The sequence below is a fragment of the Parahoeflea alexandrii genome (assembly GCF_024105735.1).
GTDB classification, from domain to species: Bacteria; Pseudomonadota; Alphaproteobacteria; order Rhizobiales; family Rhizobiaceae; genus Hoeflea; species Hoeflea alexandrii.
The window spans coordinates 448,941-468,426 of sequence record NZ_JAAAML010000003.1 but is presented as its reverse complement, the minus strand read 5'-3'; the positions used below and the strand labels follow the sequence as shown (position 1 = coordinate 468,426).

26 protein-coding genes and 1 pseudogene are annotated in these 19,486 nt (G+C 65.9%); 6 read left to right on the top strand and 21 right to left on the bottom strand.

Annotated elements, in window-relative coordinates:
- Positions 1-6 precede the first annotated feature (6 nt).
- From GTW23_RS17185 to GTW23_RS17120, 14 genes and pseudogenes are all read right to left on the bottom strand, one after another.
- Positions 7-450, bottom strand: coding sequence for an NlpC/P60 family protein (locus GTW23_RS17185; protein ID WP_252916677.1), 444 nt, complete (start codon positions 448-450; stop codon positions 7-9).
- Entirely contained in the window at positions 447-1,337 is an 891-nt protein-coding gene (locus GTW23_RS17180; protein ID WP_252916676.1) for a DUF2163 domain-containing protein, read from the bottom strand. The genes GTW23_RS17185 and GTW23_RS17180 overlap by 4 nt, the downstream gene beginning before the upstream one ends.
- Entirely contained in the window at positions 1,334-1,975 is a 642-nt protein-coding gene (locus tag GTW23_RS17175) for a DUF2460 domain-containing protein (protein WP_252916675.1), read from the bottom strand. The genes GTW23_RS17180 and GTW23_RS17175 overlap by 4 nt, the downstream gene beginning before the upstream one ends.
- Positions 1,976-1,984: 9 nt before the next feature.
- Complete coding sequence (locus tag GTW23_RS17170) at positions 1,985-2,569, bottom strand: phage tail tape measure protein (RefSeq protein ID WP_252916674.1); 585 nt, start codon at positions 2,567-2,569, stop codon at positions 1,985-1,987.
- On the bottom strand, positions 2,559-2,798 hold the full coding sequence (locus GTW23_RS17165) for a rcc01693 family protein (protein ID WP_252916981.1): 240 nt from the start codon (positions 2,796-2,798) through the stop codon (positions 2,559-2,561). The genes GTW23_RS17170 and GTW23_RS17165 overlap by 11 nt, the downstream gene beginning before the upstream one ends.
- 2 nt (positions 2,799-2,800) lie before the next feature.
- Complete coding sequence (locus GTW23_RS17160; RefSeq protein WP_252916673.1) at positions 2,801-3,214, bottom strand: gene transfer agent family protein; 414 nt, start codon at positions 3,212-3,214, stop codon at positions 2,801-2,803.
- A 7-nt stretch (positions 3,215-3,221) separates the two neighbouring features.
- Positions 3,222-3,629 carry a phage major tail protein, TP901-1 family gene (locus tag GTW23_RS17155; protein WP_252916672.1) on the bottom strand — a complete coding sequence of 136 codons (408 nt, stop codon included), beginning with the start codon at positions 3,627-3,629 and terminating at the stop codon, positions 3,222-3,224.
- 49 nt (positions 3,630-3,678) lie between these two features.
- Positions 3,679-4,077 carry a DUF3168 domain-containing protein gene (locus tag GTW23_RS17150; protein WP_252916671.1) on the bottom strand — a complete coding sequence of 133 codons (399 nt, stop codon included), beginning with the start codon at positions 4,075-4,077 and terminating at the stop codon, positions 3,679-3,681.
- Positions 4,074-4,409 (bottom strand): phage head closure protein, encoded by a 336-nt coding sequence (locus GTW23_RS17145; RefSeq protein ID WP_252916670.1) that lies wholly within the window; start codon positions 4,407-4,409, stop codon positions 4,074-4,076. The genes GTW23_RS17150 and GTW23_RS17145 overlap by 4 nt, the downstream gene beginning before the upstream one ends.
- Positions 4,409-4,975 (bottom strand): head-tail connector protein, encoded by a 567-nt coding sequence (locus GTW23_RS17140; protein WP_252916669.1) that lies wholly within the window; start codon positions 4,973-4,975, stop codon positions 4,409-4,411. The genes GTW23_RS17145 and GTW23_RS17140 overlap by 1 nt, the downstream gene beginning before the upstream one ends.
- An 89-nt stretch (positions 4,976-5,064) precedes the next feature.
- Positions 5,065-6,306, bottom strand: a complete 1,242-nt coding sequence (locus GTW23_RS17135) for a phage major capsid protein (RefSeq protein ID WP_252916979.1) — start codon at positions 6,304-6,306, stop codon at positions 5,065-5,067.
- Positions 6,307-6,555: 249 nt separating this feature from the next.
- Positions 6,556-7,029, bottom strand: a pseudogene (locus GTW23_RS17130) (HK97 family phage prohead protease); the annotation flags it as partial.
- Positions 7,030-7,075: 46 nt separating this feature from the next.
- Entirely contained in the window at positions 7,076-7,396 is a 321-nt protein-coding gene (locus GTW23_RS17125; RefSeq protein ID WP_252916668.1) for a DUF6107 family protein, read from the bottom strand.
- A 73-nt stretch (positions 7,397-7,469) separates the two neighbouring features.
- Positions 7,470-8,648, bottom strand: a complete 1,179-nt coding sequence (locus tag GTW23_RS17120) for a phage portal protein (RefSeq protein ID WP_252916667.1) — start codon at positions 8,646-8,648, stop codon at positions 7,470-7,472.
- A gap of 98 nt (positions 8,649-8,746) precedes the next feature.
- On the opposite strand from GTW23_RS17120, the gene GTW23_RS17115 reads away from it, so the two are divergent.
- Entirely contained in the window at positions 8,747-9,127 is a 381-nt protein-coding gene (locus tag GTW23_RS17115) for a hypothetical protein (protein ID WP_252916666.1), read from the top strand.
- A 7-nt stretch (positions 9,128-9,134) separates the two neighbouring features.
- Here the strand turns inward: GTW23_RS17115 and GTW23_RS17110 are convergent, their stop codons facing one another.
- The 6 genes from GTW23_RS17110 to GTW23_RS17085 form a co-directional block, all read right to left on the bottom strand.
- On the bottom strand, positions 9,135-10,364 hold the full coding sequence (locus tag GTW23_RS17110; protein WP_252916978.1) for a DNA-packaging protein: 1,230 nt from the start codon (positions 10,362-10,364) through the stop codon (positions 9,135-9,137).
- 335 nt (positions 10,365-10,699) lie between these two features.
- On the bottom strand, positions 10,700-11,428 hold the full coding sequence (locus tag GTW23_RS17105) for a hypothetical protein (protein ID WP_252916665.1): 729 nt from the start codon (positions 11,426-11,428) through the stop codon (positions 10,700-10,702).
- 365 nt (positions 11,429-11,793) lie between these two features.
- Complete coding sequence (locus GTW23_RS17100) at positions 11,794-12,345, bottom strand: hypothetical protein (protein WP_252916664.1); 552 nt, start codon at positions 12,343-12,345, stop codon at positions 11,794-11,796.
- A 316-nt stretch (positions 12,346-12,661) separates the two neighbouring features.
- On the bottom strand, positions 12,662-13,057 hold the full coding sequence (locus tag GTW23_RS17095; RefSeq protein WP_252916663.1) for a hypothetical protein: 396 nt from the start codon (positions 13,055-13,057) through the stop codon (positions 12,662-12,664).
- 312 nt (positions 13,058-13,369) lie between these two features.
- Positions 13,370-13,531: a DUF1328 family protein gene (locus GTW23_RS17090; protein ID WP_152009347.1), complete on the bottom strand. Its 162-nt coding sequence runs from the start codon at positions 13,529-13,531 to the stop codon at positions 13,370-13,372.
- Positions 13,532-13,623: 92 nt separating this feature from the next.
- Positions 13,624-14,076 (bottom strand): YcgN family cysteine cluster protein, encoded by a 453-nt coding sequence (locus GTW23_RS17085; protein ID WP_252916662.1) that lies wholly within the window; start codon positions 14,074-14,076, stop codon positions 13,624-13,626.
- Between the two features lie 165 nt (positions 14,077-14,241).
- On the opposite strand from GTW23_RS17085, the gene GTW23_RS17080 reads away from it, so the two are divergent.
- The 3 genes from GTW23_RS17080 to GTW23_RS17070 all read left to right on the top strand — a co-directional run bounded on the left by GTW23_RS17080 (position 14,242) and on the right by GTW23_RS17070 (position 17,733).
- Positions 14,242-16,449 carry a transglycosylase domain-containing protein gene (locus GTW23_RS17080; RefSeq protein WP_252916661.1) on the top strand — a complete coding sequence of 736 codons (2,208 nt, stop codon included), beginning with the start codon at positions 14,242-14,244 and terminating at the stop codon, positions 16,447-16,449.
- Between the two features lie 149 nt (positions 16,450-16,598).
- Positions 16,599-17,186 (top strand): DUF1214 domain-containing protein, encoded by a 588-nt coding sequence (locus GTW23_RS17075; protein WP_152009350.1) that lies wholly within the window; start codon positions 16,599-16,601, stop codon positions 17,184-17,186.
- Positions 17,179-17,733, top strand: a complete 555-nt coding sequence (locus GTW23_RS17070; RefSeq protein WP_252916660.1) for a DUF1254 domain-containing protein — start codon at positions 17,179-17,181, stop codon at positions 17,731-17,733. Before GTW23_RS17075 ends, GTW23_RS17070 begins: the two co-directional genes overlap by 8 nt.
- Before the next feature lie 91 nt (positions 17,734-17,824).
- Here GTW23_RS17070 and GTW23_RS17065 read toward each other — a convergent pair whose 3' ends face one another.
- Positions 17,825-18,421 (bottom strand): TetR/AcrR family transcriptional regulator, encoded by a 597-nt coding sequence (locus GTW23_RS17065; RefSeq protein ID WP_252916659.1) that lies wholly within the window; start codon positions 18,419-18,421, stop codon positions 17,825-17,827.
- A gap of 87 nt (positions 18,422-18,508) precedes the next feature.
- Here GTW23_RS17065 and GTW23_RS17060 point away from each other — a divergent pair, with 87 nt between their 5' ends.
- On the top strand, positions 18,509-18,898 hold the full coding sequence (locus tag GTW23_RS17060) for a hypothetical protein (protein WP_252916658.1): 390 nt from the start codon (positions 18,509-18,511) through the stop codon (positions 18,896-18,898).
- On the top strand, positions 18,895-19,383 hold the full coding sequence (locus GTW23_RS17055; RefSeq protein ID WP_252916657.1) for an anthrone oxygenase family protein: 489 nt from the start codon (positions 18,895-18,897) through the stop codon (positions 19,381-19,383). Before GTW23_RS17060 ends, GTW23_RS17055 begins: the two co-directional genes overlap by 4 nt.
- Positions 19,384-19,486 lie beyond the last annotated feature (103 nt).

Below are 19,486 nucleotides of genomic sequence, written 5' to 3'. Positions count from 1 at the left end.
CGCTTTTCAGCTGGTCTGGGGAATGCGGTGAACGGCGGCGATCCGCCGCCACCAGGAAGGAACCAGCGCGCTTTCGATCACGCCAACCGGTTCATAGGCGTGGATGAAATGATCCGGGCCGGACAAAATGCCCGCATGCTTGGCGGAGACGCCGTCGCGCCAGCGGAACAGCACGATGTCACCGGCCATCACCTCCGATAGCCCAACAGGATCGCCGCAATGCAGCCGTGCCGCCAACAGAAGCCGCTCGGCTCCGGCCCGCTCGGCCCAGTCGGGCGCATAGGCGCCTGGATCTTGCGTCACGCTGCCTGTGATCTCGGTCCAGACGCCGCGCACCAGCCCGAGGCAATCGCAGCCGACGCCCTTGCGCGATCCCTGATGCCGGTAGGGCGTGCCGATCCAGCCGCGCGCCGCGGCGACGATGCGCTGGCCGTGAGGTTCCGCGCTCATGGCACGATCGGCCTTCCGTCGTGGACGGTATCGGCATCGGCATAGCCATAGGCAAAGTCGCTGCCGGGCAGATAGGGAAAGCCCTGGAAATTGAATCCGTTGCCGAACCTGGCTGAACAGGTCTCAAAAGACTTGTCGCAGCCCGCGGTGACCGACACCTGATCCCCAGGCGCGGGCAGCCGCGCCAACGGCGACCACAGCCCCAACCGCGCTCCGCCGGGCTCAATCGCATGGCTGGAAATGTCGGCGGACAGGCCGGCAAGCAGGCCGGTCACGAAACGTATACGGCCCTGGTCGAACCAGCCCGCGGGCCGACCGTCGAGACCGCTCACGATCAACGTCATCTCGTCGCTGACCGCGACGACAGTCCCGCTCAGGGTGAACGGAGCCGCGGAGATGTCCTTGCCGCAGCTTGCGTCGCCCAGGTCGGCGTCACAGCGGCGTCCGTAGAGCCGCCCATGCGGCTGGTCGAGCGAAGCTGCCAGGCTGCGCAATTCGACCGTGAAGGCCTGTCCGGCGGTGCGGACCTCGCCCAGCTCCCGCGTCGACAGAAGCACGTGGTCGCCCGGACTCTGCCAGTTGACCAGAAAGGTCTCTACGCGGGCGCCGTCATAACGCCCGAGCGCCAGATCGTCGGCGCTGATCGACGCATCGGAAAAGGCGCCGGCCACAGTGGCGGCGTCGGCTTCCAGTCCCAGCCCGCTTTCCACCTCGCTGGCGCGAAATCCGGTGGCAGCGGAAAACACCGTACCGGCGAATTCGAGATCATGATCGTGCTCAGTGAAGCCCAGCACCAGGCCATCGGTCCGTGTCAGCCGCCAGGCATGGCAGGTGGTGGTCGAGGTCTGTTCAAGATGCGTTGCAAGCGCTTCGGGAATATTCCTCATGGCCTGATCTCCACCAGCGGCACGCTCGGCACCGAGCCCGCCTTGAAGGCCGCGAGGCTGATCTCGATGCGGTCGGTGTCAAAGCGCACCGGAATGTCGAAGTCGTAGCCCGCGGTCACGATCGCGCCGAGCGCAGGAACCGATCCGGGCGCAATCGTGACAAGGCCGGTGATGTGATCGACCGCGTATTCGCCCGGTTCCAGCGCCAGGCCACCGACAGCCAGCACGACGCTGCCCTCGGCGGGCTTTTCAATCCTTCGCGTGGTGGCGCCGCCGGCATCGGCATAGGTCTTCGTCAGTTCGAACAGGACCTTCACCCCGTCTCCCACCCCGATCTGCTGGTCGATGGCGGTGACCGCCTGCCCCGGCGGCGCCGAGGCATGGTCGACCGGATCGCGGAAGCGAAAGCCGTAAAGCTGGCCGCGCCGAGCTTCGAAGAACGCGGTGAGTTGATAGAGGTCATCGAGCCCGCGCAGGCCGGTTCCGGCGTCATAGCGCCGCCGTGCATCGGCCCAGCGGGCGTTGCGGGTTTCGCCGCCGTTGGACAGCGCGACAATGTCGGTGCGCCGTCCCGGCCCTCCGCTGGCGCCGAGCGAAAGCCGGAGCGGAAACCGCACCTCGTGAAAACCATTGCTCATGTCTGCCTCCTACAGGCCGCGCCGGCCACGGCCGACGGCACGGGCCAGCATGGCGGTGACCTGGGCCTCGGACTTGGAAAAACTCTGCGCATCCGGCGTGGTTACATTGAAGGTCACCTGCACCGGTTGGGTTCCTCCACCAGCCGCCACGCCCAGACGTCCATCCGGCCCGCGGGCGAGCGGCAGAATCGCTTCCGCGCCCGCCTCGCCCATCAGCCCGACATCGCCACCCGGCATCGGAAAATAGGACGGTCCGCCGACCACGCCGCCATCGGCAAAGGCGTGCATCCGGCCCGGCACGCCGCCCCGGGCAAATGGCAACAGCCGGCCAAGGCTGCCGGTCAGCCCGGCGATCGAATTGCTCATCAGCTGGTTGAGCGGGCGCGTTCCGGCATCCACCGCAATGCCGACCATGCGGGTTCCGAGCGTTCTGAGCACATCGTCAAGGCCGCGGCCGTCGACGGTCGCGGATTTGAGCGCGCCCGACAACGCCCCGCCAAAGGCGTCGGCCTTGCGCGTCAGCTCATCGAGCGCCCTGTCGGCGCCATTGAGATCGAGTTCGACTGAGACGTTGAGGTTTGGCTCATCGGTCATCGGCAAGGTCCTTTCGATTGTGCTGGGCGGGCGCCCCGCGCCTGTCCGGGTAGAGCGCCATCAGCGCCTGCAACGAGCTCCGGGTGGTCGTTTCAGGCCGGTCGCCTGCGCCGGCGAGCGCGTTGAGTTCAGTAAGGCTCAGTCGCCAGAAGGCATCGGGTGGCAGCCGCAGGTGGCCGAGGCCGAAGCGGAGCACGGACGCCCAGGGGAAAAACGTCCGGTCCGGCATCGTCACCTCGGTGCCACCTGCGGCCCGGGAGGGTTTTCGGGCCTGTCCGGAGCCCGGCCCTCCCGATTGGGTGTTGCTTGTGAAAGCCGGTCGGTCTCGGCGCCGCCGAAGCTCAGCCAGAGCAGTTCGGTTGCAATCCGGGCAAAGCCCGCAGCCCCGCCCTCGGTCGACATCTCGGCCACGTCCTCGTCGCTCAGCCGGTTTCCCGCACCGCGCAGGCCCGCGCCGACGATGCGGATGATGTCGCCGGCCGAGAGCTTTCCGGCCTCGAAGCGCTCGGCCAACCCGACGAGATCGTCGACGCCGAAGGCGCTTTCGAGTTCGGCCAGCGCGCCCAGCGTCAGGCACAGCAGCCGGATCTCGCCATCGAATTGCGCCGCGATCTCGCCGCGGCGGCGGTTGGGATGAACGCTCATCGCCACCTCACACAGCAGCGAAGACAAGCGCGCCGGCGGATTCGAGCGCGATCTCGAAGGTCATCTCGCCATCGTGCCGGCCGGCATATTCGAGCGCCGTGATCTGGAACGGCCCGGTCACGGTGCCGAAATCCGGGATCACCACCTGCCAGTCACGGATCTCGCTTGCGAAGAAGACGCTTCTCGTCAGCCCGTCGCTGGCCTGGTCCTTGAACAGCCCGCCGCCCGACAGCGAGGCCCGCTGCATCCCGGCGCCGCCCAAAAGCTCGCGCCAGCGCCCCGCTGATTCCGCGTCGGTGATGTCGACGGCCTCGGCATTGAAGGCCAGCCTCCTTGCGCGCAGGCCGGCGATGGTGACGTAACTCCCGCCATCATCGATCTTGATGAGCAGGTCCTTGCCTTTCTGGGCGGTCATGGATGTGTCCTTTCTGCTTGTCCGATTGAATTGCCGGCGCGTACCGGGATCACGGCTCGGTCACCGCGCGGAACCTCAGCCGCGCCACATGCAGCCCGGTCTTGGGCGCGCGGCGGCTCGTGGTGCGTACGTGGCGGAGATTGACCAGCACCGCGCCCGCGAGTGTCAGATCCGCGTCATGCAGGGCGGCGCGGACAGCATCGGCGAGTTCGACCGCCTCCCTGCGGCCGTTGTCCTTGCTCCAGGCCTCAATCTCGAAGCGGTGTTCGCTGGCATCGGAATCGCCGGTCGAAAAGTCGGTGCTGATGATCTCGCCCAGCACCAGGTAAGGCGGCTCGGCGCGGGTGATCAGCCGGTCGAAGATCCGGCCTGCACCGGTGATGGCGAGCACATCCGGGTCATTGGCCAGACGCTCGACGACCGCCTGTTGCAGTTGATTGGCGCTCATGGCCTTGTCTCCTCGCAATCGCAGACCAGGTAGCGGCGGCTCTCGTCGGGATCGCGCACGGCGCGGATCAATAGCTCGCGGCCGCGGTGGACGAAGCGCATGGTGTGGCGGACATCGTCGCGATAGCGGAAGGTGACCCGGTGGGTGATGGGCGCGGTGCCCGCGCTCGCCTCTTCTCGGGGCGCAGCGCGCAGCGGCTCGATCCGAGCCCACACGCTCGCCACCGGCGTCCAGCCCCCGGTCACGCCGCCCTGCCCGTCAGACAGATCGGCCGGCGTTTCCAGATCCAGCCGGGCGCTCAAGCGGCCCGGATCGATGAACAGCCCGCCCATCAGAGAGCCCGCCACAGCCAAGGCGCAATCAACCGGTCATAGCCCGCGGGGATCGCCGCAGGCTGCATGTCCGGGGTTACCGCGCCGCGGAATTCATAGAGATAAGCGGCATGAATCAGAACCGCGCGCTTGAGTTCTGGCGGCAGCTCCGCGCCCGAACCGAAGCCCGCGGTGAACTCGATCTCGATGCCGTTGATCGGCTGGCCGGCAGGCGGTCGTTGCCGCACCATGAGCCGCGCCGGGTGCGCGGTGCCGTCAAGCACGAGCCCCGACAGATCGAGGGTCTGTTCCACGCCGTCGGCGTCGTAAACCAGAATCGCATCAATGGTTTGAACCGGCGTCTTGAGCAAATGAATCACCTCGCCGCGCGGCCAGTCATCGAGAGCCAAGCGAAAGCCCTGGGTGATCAGCGCCACGCCCGTGACCGCTTCGAGATGGGCGCGGGCGACCCGGATCAGGCCTTCGAGCAGCGTGTCTTCGTCGCCCGCATCGATGCGCAGATGCGCCTTCAACTCGGCAAGCGTCACCGGTTCCGCCAGCGGCGGATCGGTTGAAATCAGGGTCATGGCAGTCTCCGGGGTGTGCGTGGGTTGGGGGTCCGAGTCCCTCCCCCGGAAGCCGGGAGAGGGGTTGCTCGCAAGGAGCGAAGGCTCCGTCAGGCGGCGAATTTCAGAAGCTTGATCGCCTCGAAATTCTGCACCCCGCCGCCGACGCGCTTGGTGGTGTAGAACAGCACGTAGGGTTTGGCCGAATAGGGATCGCGCAGGATGCGCACGCCCGTCCGGTCGACCACCAGGTAGCCGCGGCGGAAATCGCCAAAGGCAAGCGCCAGCGCGTTGGCCGCGACATCCGGCATGTCCTCGGCCTCGACCACGGGAAAGCCCATCAGCGAGGCGGCCTGGCCGGCGCCCGCTGGCGGCATCCAGAGATAGTTGCCGTCGGCATCCTTGAACTTGCGGATCTGGGCCTGCGTCTTGCGGTTCATGACGAAGCGCCCGTTCTGCCGGTGTCCGGCCTTGAGCGCATAGATCAGCTCAACCAGCCGGTCGGACGGGTCCGCGCCGAAGGCGCCCGCAGCGCCGGTGGCGACGAAGCCGAGATTGCCCCAGCTCCAGCTGTCGTCGGCGACGCTCGGATAATCGAGGAAACCGCGCGGCTTGTTGACGCCGTCACCTGTGACAAATGCCGCGCCCTCCTGCTCGGCAAACGCCGCCTCGACTTCGCTCGCGATCCAGCCCTCGATGTCGACCGCGCTGTCCTCGATCAGCGAGGCGGTGGCGGCCGGCATGGCGTAGAGCTCCATGGTCGGGAACTGCAGCTCGGCGAGCTGCGGCGTGTTCGTCTGCGGCCGCGCGTCGGTCTCGCCGACCCAGCCGGTGGCCATACCGTTCAGGGCAAACGGCTTCTTCAGCACAGCGCCGGAGACCTGCCGCACCGTGGCGATCGAGCGGATCGGCGAGAGTTCGGAGAGACGCCGGCCGATCTCGGTGTCGAGTTCGTCGGGCACCAGGTAGCCGCCATCGGCATCGCTGCCCGCCGACATCGCCTTGAGTTCGGTCTGGCGCAGCGCCGCCTCGTCGCCACGGCGGACATAGGCGTCGAAGGCCTGGCGCACGGCGCTGGGCTGCGCCGCGCCGCGTCCGAGATCGGGCCGCGCGCGCTTGACCGCGAGCGCATCGAGCGCGCGTTTCTGCTCGTCGAGCGCCGTGTCGATGCGGGCCATCTTTTCCTCGGTGATCACATCGGCGCCGCCGCGGCGCTCGATCTCGCTCAGCCGCTCGTCGTTGGATTGCCTGTAATGCTCGAAGGCGGACATGAAGTCCTCGAAGGCGGCGGAGACGTCGGCGTCGATGCTCTTGGTTTCGGGCGCGCGGGGCGCCCTGGTCTGGAAGGTCATTGGTCGTCCTTTCAACAGGGTGTTGTCGGTGGAAGGGGTGGAACGGCCGAGCGTCGCGGTTAGCCTGCGCAACTGCCGTTCCAGGCGTTTGAGATCCTCCGGGCCAGCGTCCTGCCTGTCCGAAAGCGCGCCGAAGCCGCGGGCGATCAGCCCGCGCGCCTGGCGCCGTGTCAGCCCCGCATCCCGCGTGAGCCGGCGTTCGAGTTCGCGCACTGTCGGCGGCGCGGTCAGCCCGGATGCGGCCTTGACCGCGGTCACCCGCGCGCCCGGCTGCATCGGAAACGTCACCACCGAGATCTCCCAGAGATCGGCGCTCAATATCCTTCGCACCCCGGCCTTGGCCTCGTTGCGGGCGCGAAGGGTCTGGAAGCCGATCGACAGCCCGTCGAGCGCGCCGGATTTCATCAGCTCGTGCACCTCGCGGGCGCGGGCCACGCCAAGCGACAGCTTGCCCTCGACATGCAGGCCGCGCGCATCCTCGCGGATCGACAGCCAGCGGCCGATCGGCTGGTCCGGGTCGTGCTGGTAGAGCATGCGCACGTCGCCCGCTCCCCGGCGCTTCAGCGAGGCGGCGAAGGCGCCGGGCTCGATCACGTCGCGGCCGAGATCGACCGCACCGAACAGGCTTGCATAGCCCGAGAAACTGCCATCGCCGCTCACGTCCTCCAATGCCAGATCGACGCGCTTGTGCTGCCGTCCGGATGCGCTCCAGTCAGGTGTCATGATGATGTCCTTGTTGGTGTCGAAATGGGGTCGATGCGGGCCCGGCTCAGGCTCGGGGTCCGCGCCCGGTCCGGTCGGCGATGCGGGCGAGCGCGCCCAGCGCCCACCAGGCGGTCATGCTCGCCGCCGCCGATCCGGTAAGCAGTGTCTCGGCGGGCGAGAGCATGTCGGACACGCCCATCCACTGCGTCAGCGCAACACCCGCCGGGCCGCCGAAGACCAGGCCGGAGACGATGCCCGCGACCGCACGGGCCATCGCTTCGCGTGCGCCACGCGGCATCATGTAGGCGAGCGAGACCAGAGCTCCGGCAACCGCGCCGGCGATCCGTGCCGCCAGCATCGCGGGGTCCGGATCAATATTAGGCATCGCTTCACCTCCGCCCCTGACGGTCAATTCTTGTTCACAAACTGATTCATCTGGCTGCCGGATTGAGTCCGGTTCAGCCCGCAACATTTTGATATCCCACGGCTTCCCGCTTTTCCTCGTCGGTGAGGAAATCTGCGGCGCCGAGCCGGGCCCAGAGCCCGTCGCGCTCGGCGGCAAGCCCCGGCAGGCGGTCGGCGTCGTAATCGATCTTCAGCCCCGCGCCATGAACCGGCTGCAGCCAGGCGGTCAGCGCCTGCGCGGTGCGGCCGACCAGCGGCAAAACGGTGAGGCGGCAGAAGGCGCGGTTGGCCTCCTGGTAGTTGGCGTAGGTCAGGTCGCCGGGGATGCCCAGAAGCATCGGCGGCACGCCGAGCGCAAGCGCGATGTCGCGCGCCGCCCCGTTCCTTGCCTCGACGAAATCCATGTCGCGCGGGGTCAGCCCCATCGCCTTCCAGTCGAGCCCGCCCTCGAGCAGCATCGGCCGCCCGGCCCGTCGCGCGCCCTGGTAGCCGTCCTCGAGTTCGGCCTTCAGCCGCTCATATTGCTCCGGCGTCAGGTTGCCGCCGTCCTTGGGCTGGTAGACCAGCGCGCCCGAGGGCCGGGCGGAATTGTCGAGCAGCGCCTTGTTCCAGCTCATCGCCGCATTGTGCAGATCAAGCGCCATCAGCGCTGCTTCCAGCGGCGCGAAGCCGAGGTGATCGTCGAGCGGATGAAACAGCTTGAGGTGCAAGAGCCCCGGCCCCTCCTCGGGGTTGACGGCAAAGCGCTGCCGCCGCCCGCCGGACTGGTGCTCATAGGCCACCGGCCAGCCGTCGGCGCCCTCGATCACCCGCATCCGGTCGGGCCTGAGCAGTTGCAGCCCGGCGATCCTTCCGCCGGCGCCGACCGGGTTGATCCAGGCATTGCCCGCGAGCACCAGGTGGCCGTAAAGTGTCTCGAAGAAACCGTCGCCCGCGCCGTTCGGATCGGGCCTCATGAGCAGGTCCCTGACCGGGTGGCGCTCCTGCTCGCGGCCGCCGTCAAACACCAGCCAGGGCACCGAGGCCGCGGCTTCGGCAATCATCCGCGTCGCACGGTGCGCCACCGGGTTGCGCATGAAGCCTTCGCGCGCCAGGCCTGCATAGGAGCGCCCGCTCCAGCGTGCGCCCGCGTCGCCCGACAGCGCCGCGATCGCGCCCGGCAACCAGTTCCTGGCGGCAGGCGGTCGTGACGCGGCGGCGCGGGTCCAGGGAAGCCGAAATCCGAATGCCATGTTGTTGCCCTTTCAAAATCCAGTGGTTAGAACCTGACGTCTGTTTGCCGCCGCGCACCGCCTGAAGATGCGGATCCCTGCCCACAAGGAGTGGCCGTTTGCTGTTTCAATGGTTGGTCGTCGCCAGCATTGCCGGGCTGGTTGTGACGTCCGTGCTTCATTCAATCGGCGGCGAAATCTATCTGTTGCGGCCGCTGTTCAAACATCGCGGCAACCGGGTGCTCGACCACCATCTGGCCCGCATGGTCTTGCGGTTCGCCTGGCACGTCACATCAGTTACCTGGATCGTTCTGGCCGTCATTCTTTACGTGCTGGCCTTTGACGAGCCGCATCTGCAAACGATGATCCTGGGCAGTGTCGGCCTGAGTTTTACCGCGGTCGGCATTTTCGATCTCGTGGTCAGCCGCGGTCGCCACATCGGCTGGCCGCCCTTGCTGTTGACCGGCCTGTTCGCCCTCGCCGCTTTGTTTTACGGCTGAACACCGCTCACAGATGCCGCACCTGCGGCTCGCCTCTCCGGCCCAGCATCAGTTCGGTCAGCGCCCACACCAGCGCATCGAGCCGGTCGGGAGAGCGGCCGGAGGAGAGCCCGTCGGGGCCGAAATCGCACATCTGGTCTTCCAGTGCCGCGAAGTGGCCGGCGTGAGCCACCCGGCCCTGCTCGTAGAGAGCGGCGACCGGTTCGGCGCGCAGCCACTTGCCGCGCGTCGCCCGCACTTGCCTCACCGGCAGCGTCGGATCGACGGTTCTCAGAACGCTCGTCACCATGTCGCCGCCCTGGTTGATTTCGGCCACCACGCAATCGGCGTCGAAGCGGCGGTAGAGCCGGCTCACCGCGCCCGCCCAGTGCGATGGGCTTGCGCCCTCGACCGAGCCGTCGGCCAGCACCACCGCGCGACCCTCGGCATCAAGGCCAACGGCGACGATGCCGCAGCAGGAGTGTTTCGCCTCGCCCGAGGCCGGCGGATCGACCGCCACGACGATGCGATGGAGCGGCCCGTGCGTGCGCACCACCAGCGCCTCGATCTGCTCGCGCCGCCACAGCCCGTCCTCGCGGTCGGCAATCAATTCGCCGTCGAGTTCCTGCCGCCCCAGCCGCGTGCCGCCGTAGCGCGCCCGGATGGTCTCGAGAAAACCCGCCGCGAGGTTGGCCGCATTGTCCTCGGTGCGAATCCGTGTCACCCGCGTCGCCTTGTCCTTGACCAGCGCCAGCATCAAGGGCGTCGCCCGCGGCGTGGTGGTGACCAGCTGGCGCGGCGACGTGCCGAGCCGGAGACCGAATTGCAGCATGTCCCAGGTCTCGCGGGCATGGCGCCACTTGCCGAGTTCGTCGCACCAGGCAAGATCGAATTGCGGCCCGCGCAGGCTTTCGGGATCTTCGGACGAAAACATCTGCGCCACCGCGCCCGAAGGCCAGACCAGCCTGCGCCGCGTCGCTTCGAAGCTCGGCCGCTCCGCTCGCGCCACGCCGAGAATGCCGGAGATGCCGTCGATCATCACCTCGCGGGCATCGCCAAATGTTTCGGCCACCAGCGCGATGCGGCCATCGCGCCCCAGCCCCGGCATATCGCCGGTGGCAAGCGCGTGCACCCATTCGGCCCCGGCGCGGGTCTTGCCCGAGCCGCGCCCGCCCATCATCAGCCAGGTGCGCCACGCGCCGCGAGGCGGCAATTGTTCGGGCCGCGCCGTCAGGGACCAGTCATGGGCGTGCGCCATCAGCGTTCGGTCGTCGAACCGGGCGATGTGGGCTGTGACCAGGTCCTCGGCGAAAAGATCCCCGGCGAAAATGTCCCCCGTGCTGGGCGTTGCCGCCTCCGGGTCCCCGGCATCCCGGATATCGCCGGGAAGGTCCGGCTCCGTGAGGGCCGGCGGCCTGCGCCACACCGGCGGCAATTGCCGGCCCAGCGCCACGAGGTTGCGGAGCGGCACCGGCGCGCCGGGCACCGGATTGTCCCAGACGCTCGCCGCCAGCCTTGCCGCAAACCAAGCGGACACTGCGCTGGCCAAAAGCGGTGCCAGGGGCGTAACCAAGGGCATGGTCAAGGGGGCGGTCATCCGGGCGGTCCGCACGGCGATGCTGATGACCGCGCCTGCCCTGCCTGATTGGCCTCATGGGCCTCATGGGCCTCATCCGGCCCGCCTGCCCGCTCGACCGCCAGACGCTCGGCGGCGGCGATAATGAGCTGCCGCACCGTCTGCCGCAGCTGCTCGCGTTCCTGTGGCCCAAGCCGCTGCCCAGCGGTGCGGGCCTGGTCCTCGGCGATCAGCCGTTCCATCTGGTCGATCTTCTCGAGCGTGCGGGCAATCAGCGCCACCTGGTCGACCGCCGCCTTGCCCTCGAGCCCGTCCTCGCCCAGCCGTGCCGCCTCGCGGTCGAGCACTGCGCGCATCCGGGCAAGCATGGCCCTGGTGCTCTCGGCGGAAGGCTTCGCCGCATGGCCCTCCGGCACAGGCCCGGCATCCGCCGCCTCTGCCGCAGCGAGCTGCGCTCCGGTCTCAGAGGTCGCGGCCATCACCGAACCTGCAGTCGCGACCGCTGCCGCATCACCGGCGGCGTCGCAAATCCCGTCACCGATCCCTTGCCCTTTCTCTTGCCCTTTCCCCGGCACTCGCCCCTCTCCTGGCCCCGAATCGCCGGACACCGCCGACTGCTTGATCTCGAACGGTTCGAGCGCCGTGAGCAGATCGATCAGCCGGTCGACCAGCGCCAGCTCGCCCGCGACAGAAACATCCGTCGCGGACAGCCCAAGCCGCCCGGCGGCCGCATAAGCCTCGGTCATCACATGCCTCGCAAAGATCCAAAAAATCCGGCCACCCCTCCGGGCAGCGGCCACCAAAAAAGCGCCCCTGAAAATCCAGAGGCGCCTCGCGCATTCATCAAACTCTCAAACCGGTGCACCCGCAGGCACCACCGCCCTCGCCGCCGCACCGCTATCGGCGCAGTTCTGTGACGATGACATAACCCTACCAGAGGACCGTGACGGGGTCAAGGATTATTTTCCTATCACGAGCCTTTTGCGTACCATGGTGAATATCGATGATTGGCGCCAGGCCGGTATAGAGCAGGGCAATGAAATTGAACTCAACAATGCAACGGCAGCGATGAGGCTAAAGGGACCAAAGGCATTTTTTCTTTGGAAGGAAGCTAACCCTCATTTTTCGAACGTGGGTGATTTGGCTGTTTTAATGTTTGTCGCAATGCATCACGCCCGTTGACCTCGTTCTTGTCTGGAGACAATTCGGCAAGCATCTGAAGGATATCCATCATCAGATTGTCGATCCTCTCGGCTGTTTCCTTGATCTTGTCGAATTTGGGAGACCATTTGAAAGGATGCTTAGGTGCCCCGCCTTGAATCGTGGTGGCTACGGGATCGTTAGACGACCAAATGCCGTGAATGATCCTATCGCGCATCTGCTTTGTGTCGACAGCTCTTTGGTGAAGCCGTAGCATCCTACTACAGTAGGGTTCCTGCATCTTTTCCTTGGTGAGTTCTTTCCAGGTTTCCAACCTACCCTCTAGGGAATGGGTAGTATTGAAACGAGCTAGGGCGTCTTCGTCATGTTGGGCTAAACCTTGAACCAAAGTCGACACCCACGCTTCCAGAAGCGACCACTGCATTGCCACCATGCCTATAGCCCACAATTCGCGGTCCGATGGTGTAACTTGAAACTTGAATTTCTTTCTGGATGGAAACATGCCCGAACCCAAAAAACAGACTAACGACAAGAAAGGCGACAAGATTTTGCGCCGCCTGTTGAAAACCCTCCCGATCCTAAGACCGGTAAGGATGTTAGCAAGGAAAAGCGTGATGAAAAGCCTAGGGCTTAAGTTCGTCTTCGCTGTAACTCAGTAGCTACGTATGCCAACAGGAAATCCGCGCGCTCGAACTCAACCGGCTGAAGCGCGCCTATGACGAAGGCAAGGCCAGCGGCAAAGGCCGCGCGGTGAATGCCGGACCGTTGCTCGCCGAATTGAAAGCCGAGCGTCCTGGCTGACGCCCGGCTCAATCCCCCTAATGCCGCAAATCCCCCGCAATCCGCATCGCCTCGTCGATCTCATCGCGCAGCAGGGCCAAGTCCCCCTTGGCGAGGCCGAGCGTCAGCTGGCCGCCGCCTTCGAGTTCCAGCGCCAGCGCCAGTTCACCCTCGGCGTTCATGGCGAGGCCCATCGCGGTGGTCTTGAGCACCTGGAAATTCGGCCACTCCTCCTCCGGCAGGCTCGACATCACCTGGCCCAGCAGGCTGGTCAGCGCGGTGATCGTCGCCGGCACGACCCGGGCATCGAGCTCGATGCCGATGTTTTCGCCGCCCGCCGCGGCATAGTTCAACGCAAGCGACTGGTTCTGCGGGCGCGCCTCTCCGGAGAGAAGGGTCTCGAGTTTCGGCGGCGTGTCGGGTGTGTCTGCCACGGTGCATGTCTCCTGCGTTCGGGTCCTGCAGCGCCGCGCATCCATTTGGATGCGCAAAGGATGCTGTAGCACTTTGAAATAATACATGTTCGTTATCGCTCAATTGAATCCGATTGAGCGCGACATGCATTGGCCTGGCACCCTAAAGTGGGGATGACCGGCGTCTTCGCAAGCGCCTGGGATCTACACCCTCGGGCACACGCCCGGCGCACCCCCCGGCACACCCCGGGCCAGCGTATGAAAAAACCGCCGGAGAAATCTCTCCGGCGGCTCAAGGCGTGCTTCAGCTTGGGGGATGAAGGACGTTTCGCGCTAGGCGATGGCGACAATGCCGAGAACGGCAAGCAGGAAAAGAATCAGCACGACGGCAATCAGAAGCTTGGCGCCGGTCAGCGCTGCGCCCGACAGGCGGCCAAAACCAAGCAGGCCGGCGACGGCTGCGACAATAAGCAAAATAAGGATCCACTGGATCATCGGATAGTCCCTCCGTTTGGAATACGGGGACTAAACGCCGCTTGTGCAGTCTTGGTTCCACCTTCGTGGCGAAAAAACGGCGCGCCCGCCGCTCAGGGCTCCTCGCCCGGCCAGTCGACCAGGTGGTCCTCGAAATCCTCGACCTCGATGCCGGCCTCGCTCACCGTGCGGCCGCGCACCGAGACCCCGGCCTCGTGCACGGTCTCGGGATCACCGGAGACCAGCGGATGCCACCAGTAGAGATCGGCGCCCTGGGCCACCAGCCGGTAGCCGCAGGTCGGCGGCAGCCAGGTGATGGTCTCGACCTGCTGAGGCGTCAGCCCGATGCAGTCGGGCACCGTCGCCTGGCGGTTGTCATAGTCCTTGCAGCGGCAGGACTGGCCGTCGAGAAGCCGGCAGGCGATGTTGGTCCAGGCGATTTCGCCGGTGTCCCAGTCCTCGAGCTTGTTGAGGCAGCAGCGGCCGCACCCGTCGCACAGGCTTTCCCATTCGGCCCTGGTCATCTGGGAAAGCGTCTTGGCTTTCCAGAAGGGCTTGGCGTTCATGAGCGGCTTCCTTTTTATCATCTGCTTGGCGCGCACGCATGCGCCGACGGCTTGTCCTTTGACTGAAAATGCGCCAAAAGCATAGCTCACAGGGGGCAAAAACTGTGGTGACATCCTGCACCGCGGCAAAAGCAACGCGCGACGATGCTGGTCGCCAAGCCCGCAATGGACCCAAGACCCGTGCAAGACCCGTTCAATCAGGAAAACCGGCCCCGCAAGCGCTCCAACATCCTTCTGCGCATCGACTCCTGGATCGATTCCACCATCTGGAATGCCGGTTTCAGGGTCGGCGAGATCTGGGAGGAGATCACCATCTTCTTCCGCCGGTTCCGCACCCGCGGGGTCTGGAAGGCGGTGTTCGAGGTCGCCGGCGAGGGCATGAATGCCGGTACCGCGGGCTTCGTGCTGCTGCTGGCGCTGGCGCTGCCGGCGTTTGAGGAAACCGCCGGCAACTGGCAGGCGCGGGACGATTTCGCCGTCACCTTCCTTGACCGCTACGGCAACGAGATCGGCCATCGCGGCATCATCCACGAGGATTCGGCGCCTGTCGACCAGCTGCCCGATCACTTCATCAAGGCGGTGCTGGCCACTGAGGACCGGCGTTTCTTCGATCATTTCGGCATCGATTTCCTGGGCCTCGCCCGCGCCATGACCGAAAACGTCAAGGCCAACTCGGTGGTCCAGGGCGGCTCCACCATCACCCAGCAGCTGGCCAAGAACCTGTTCCTGACCAACGAGCGGACCATCGAGCGCAAGGTCAAGGAAGCGTTCCTGGCCTTCTGGCTCGAGGCCAACCTGTCGAAGAAGGAAATCCTCAGGCTCTATCTCGACCGCGCCTATATGGGCGGCGGCACCTTTGGAGCAGCGGCGGCGGCGCAGTTCTACTTCGGCAAGGACATCACCGAGGTCTCGATCGCGGAAGCGGCGATGCTGGCCGGCCTGTTCAAGGCCCCTGCCCGCTACGCGCCGCACATCAACCTGCCGGCGGCGCGGGCCCGCGCCAACGAGGTGCTGTCCAATCTGGTACAGGGTGACCTGATGACCGAGGGCCAGGTGATCGGCGCGCGACGCAACCCGGCCAGCGTCATCGACCGCGGCGACCGGGATGCACCCGATTATTTCCTCGACTGGGCCTTCGACGAGGTCAAGCGCATCGCCGGTGGATTTGCCCAGCATTCGCTGATCGTGCGTACCACGCTCGACCCGGGCATGCAGGAAGCCGCCGATGCCGCCGTCGAGACGACGCTGCGCCAGTATGGCGATCGCTACCGGGCAAGCCAGGCGGCGCTGGTGCTAATCGAGAACGGCGGTGCCGTGCGCGCCATGGTCGGCGGAAGAGACTATGGCGAGAGCCAGTTCAACCGCGCCTCGCGCGCGCTCAGGCAACCGGGCTCCTCGTTCAAGATCTACACCTATTCGCTGGCCATGGAAAAAGGCATGACGCCGGACAGCCCGATCGTCGACGCGCCGATCCGCTGGGGCAACTGGGCGCCGGGCAACTATTCCGGCGGCTATTCCGGCCGCGTCGACATCAAGACCGCGCTGGCCCGCTCGATCAACACCATTCCGGTGCGGCTCGCCAAGGAGCGGCTCGGCGAGGATGCGATCGGCCAGATCATGGAAATGACAAAGAAGTTCGGCGTCGAAACACCTATCCGGCGCGATGTCACCATTCCTATCGGCACCTCTGAAGTCACCGTGCTCGACCAGGCCACGGCCTATGCCGTGTTTCCCGCCGGCGGCTACCAGTCGCGCCGCCATGGCATCGCGCAGATCATGAACTACAATGGCGATGTGCTTTATGATTTCAGCCGCGACGAACCGGCGCCCGAGCGTGTGCTGACCGAAACCGCCGCCGCTTACATGAACCAGATGCTGACACGGGTGCCCTATGTCGGCACGGCACGGCGCGCCGCCGTCGACGGCGTGCTGACCGCGGGCAAGACCGGCACCACGCAGGCCTACCGCGACGCATGGTTCTGCGGTTACACCGGAAACTTCGCGGCCGCGGTCTGGTTCGGCAATGACGACTACACGTCCTCCAACCGGATGACCGGCGGATCGCTGCCGGCGATGACCTTCAAGCGGGTGATGGATTACGCCCACCAGGGTATCGAACTCCGGGCCATACCCGGCGTCGACAATCCCCTGCCGGAGCCGCGGGCGACCCCGCTGGTGGCCAGCGCCTCAACCGACGCGGACGGCAATGCGCTGCCGCAAAGGCAGCGGACCCGGTCGCTGAACCGGGAGACCACGGATGTGCTGCGCGGACTGATGGACAAGCTCAACAGTGCCAAGCCGCTGGGCGAGGCCGAAAGGCTTGCCGCGGTCGAAGCCAGCCTTCAGCCCGGCGTGGCCACCGCCGAGCAATGAAGACCCCAGTGATGACCGGCAATGGTGCATATCCCTATCTTTTCAAAGGGGATGGCTGGTACTTGGCGCGGGATTGTGCTTTTTCGACACGCGCGGCGCTGTTTGCGCGCCTGATCTGACGCCCGGTTTGACGAAGGAAACCCCGCCACGTGTTTCGCCTGCCTGCCCTGGTTGCTCTGACACTGGCGATCGCGTTTGCCGGTGGCGCATGGTCGGCGTCGTGGATGCTGACCGCGACATCCGGCTTCGGTGCGATCCGGCTCGGTTCATGGAGCGCCTATCCCGACCTGCAGACCGCAAGCGCCGATCCCTTCGCAAAGGCGCACCGCGCCGGGGACGGCCGCATTCTGCTCGGCCGTGCCGAAGGGCTGGTGTTCACCGCACGAAGCGACGAGACCGGAGCGGCGCTTTCGGGGCAGTGCAGCTACGAGATCTCCGGGTCGACGCCGCCGTCAAGATTCTGGACGCTGCGGGTGGCCGAGGCGGGCGGCGAGCCGCTTGACGCGCCGGAGCGGGTTCCGGTCAGCCTCAATTCCTGGACAACGTTGCGCAACATCGACGGCACCTTCCGCATCCGGCTCAGTGCCGCGCCACAGGCCGGAAACTGGATCTGGTTGGATGCCCCCGACACTGTCAGCTTCGTGCTGACGCTGATCGACACGCCGACCGCCGCTTCGGTCAGCATGGTCGAACTCGATATGCCGAAAATCGAAAAGATTGGGTGCCGCGATGCGTAGTGCCCTGCTGGCCATCGCGATCGGTCTGGTCGGCGCGGCGTTCATTCACATCGTCATCATCCTGGCGCTGCCGATGTGGACCGGCAAGGACGCCTGGACCCGGGTCGAGGCGCTGGGGGCGGAAAACCGGTTCTACTCGCTCGCCAACGAGCCCAACATCACAAGGCTCTACAACGAGGATCCCCATATCCGCAGCGCCGTGTGCCATTTCGACATCTCCAACGGCCCGGTGCGGATCCTGGCTTCGGGCGATGTGCCGATCTGGACGGTTGCGGCCTATGACACGGCTTCGGATGAAACCTATTCGATGAATGACCGTTCGGCGATCGGTACCGGGGTCAACATCGCTTTCGTCACGCCGGCGCAGATGCTGCAATTGCGGCGGTTCATGCCGCGCGCGCTCGAGCGCGCGGTGCTGGTGGAATTGAGCCAGCCGCAGGGCTATGTGGTGTTGCGCGCGATCGCCCCGACGCCGAGCCAGAGGCCGGCGGCACGGGCATTCCTGGCGGAAGCGAGCTGCACCGGCATTACCATCGACCCGGCCTGAGAGGACCTCTGCCGCCCGCGGCACGGCCTTGCGCCGAAGGGGGCTCAAAGCTCCCATGCCAATGCGGAAATGACCGCCCCACAGCTTTTGCCTAAGCGACAAGCCGGAGGAAGCGCTCGTAGGCCTGGGCGGCGCGGGAATTGATCGCATCTTCGTCGAGCGGAGGCTCGCGGCCGATGACGCGGCGGATCTGCAGATCGCCCACCAGCAGGTTGAGATAGAGGCCGACGGCCGCGCCGGTGTCGTCGAACCTGAGCGCGCCGTCCTTTCGGGCACGTTCCATCACCGCGCCGATCAGCGGGCCGACGGTTTCCCTGCCCCGCTCGGAGATGACTGCACCGAGTTCACCGGTCGGATCAGCGGCGGCGGCGCGGTTGAGCTGGATGGCGCGGGGGCTGACGAGCAGGGCCAGCAGCCGCGGGCCCAGCGCCTGCAGGATCTCCAACGGGCTGGCGTCACTGTCCAGCCCCTCCTGCAACAATGTCCTGACCTCTTCGGCATTGCGCACGACCAGCGCCTTGAACAGGCCGGTCTTGTCGCCATACCAGTTGTACAAGGTCTCATTGGAGGCGCGCGCCGCCCGGGCGATCGCCAGCATCGATGTTCCGGCATAGCCCTTGGCTTCAAGCACCGCATAGGCCGCCTCCTCGATCTTCTCCTGGCGGGCGGCCTTGTTTTCATCACGCATCAGCAGTCTCCACTGGTTGACACAAAACGTAATTCAAATTACGGATATCTGCAACCGTACACTTAATTACGCTTATGGAGACACCCCATGCCCCATCCCAATCAGACCTCCAGCGCCGCGCTTGCGGTCCTGATCATCCTTCAGGCCGTCATGCTTGGCGCACTCTATGCCGGCATTCCGCCGCATCCGCCGGCCGCAACACCGTTGTTCGGCATCGCGCCACTGCTCGGCGCGTCCATGGCCGCGGCCATGGCTGCCATCCTGCTGGGAAGCGGAGTGACAAGGCCCGGCCGGATCCTGGGACTGCTCGCCGCGCTGCTGGCGCTGATCTCCTTCGGCCCGCAGAAATACTTCGATGCCCAGTTCGGGCTGATCTGGCCTGCGGTGATCTCCGGTCAGCTGGCCTGTCTAACGCTGCTGTGGACCGCGTTCCTGGGCACCCGCACGGCAACCGTGGCTCAGGAGGAACAGGCATGATTTCGACGCGGCTCGCCCCCCTCCTCTCGCTCCTGCTCAGTGCCGCGATCTTCGGCTTCTTCTATGCCTGGGTCTGCTCCACCATGTGGGGGCTTGATGCCGCCGATCCGGCGGTCGCCATCCAGGCCATGCAGGCAATGAACGCCTCGGTACGCAACGCGGTGTTCTTTCCCGCCTTCTTTCTCACCCCGGTGGTGCTGGCGCTGACCTCGGGCCTGCTGTTTCGAGACCATCAGCGCGGTGCTGCCACCTGCTTCGGCCTTGCGGCGGGCGTGTATCTGCTGGGTGGCTTCGGCGTGACCGTCCTGTTCAATGTGCCGATGAACGAGGCGCTTGCAGCCGTCATCGTGCCGGAAGCAACAGAAACCGCCAACAGGATCTGGCAGGATTACTCCGGACGCTGGCAGTTCTGGAACCAGATCAGAACCGTGGCGAGCGGCCTTGCGGTGCTGCTTGCCGGAGCCGGGCTGCTTCGCATCCGCTGACCCTTGCGCGCCATTGACAACAATCAATGCGGTTTGCCGCACGACCACGTATATAAGAGAAAATTTATATACGTGGTCGATCCGGGCCAAGGGAGACCAAGCA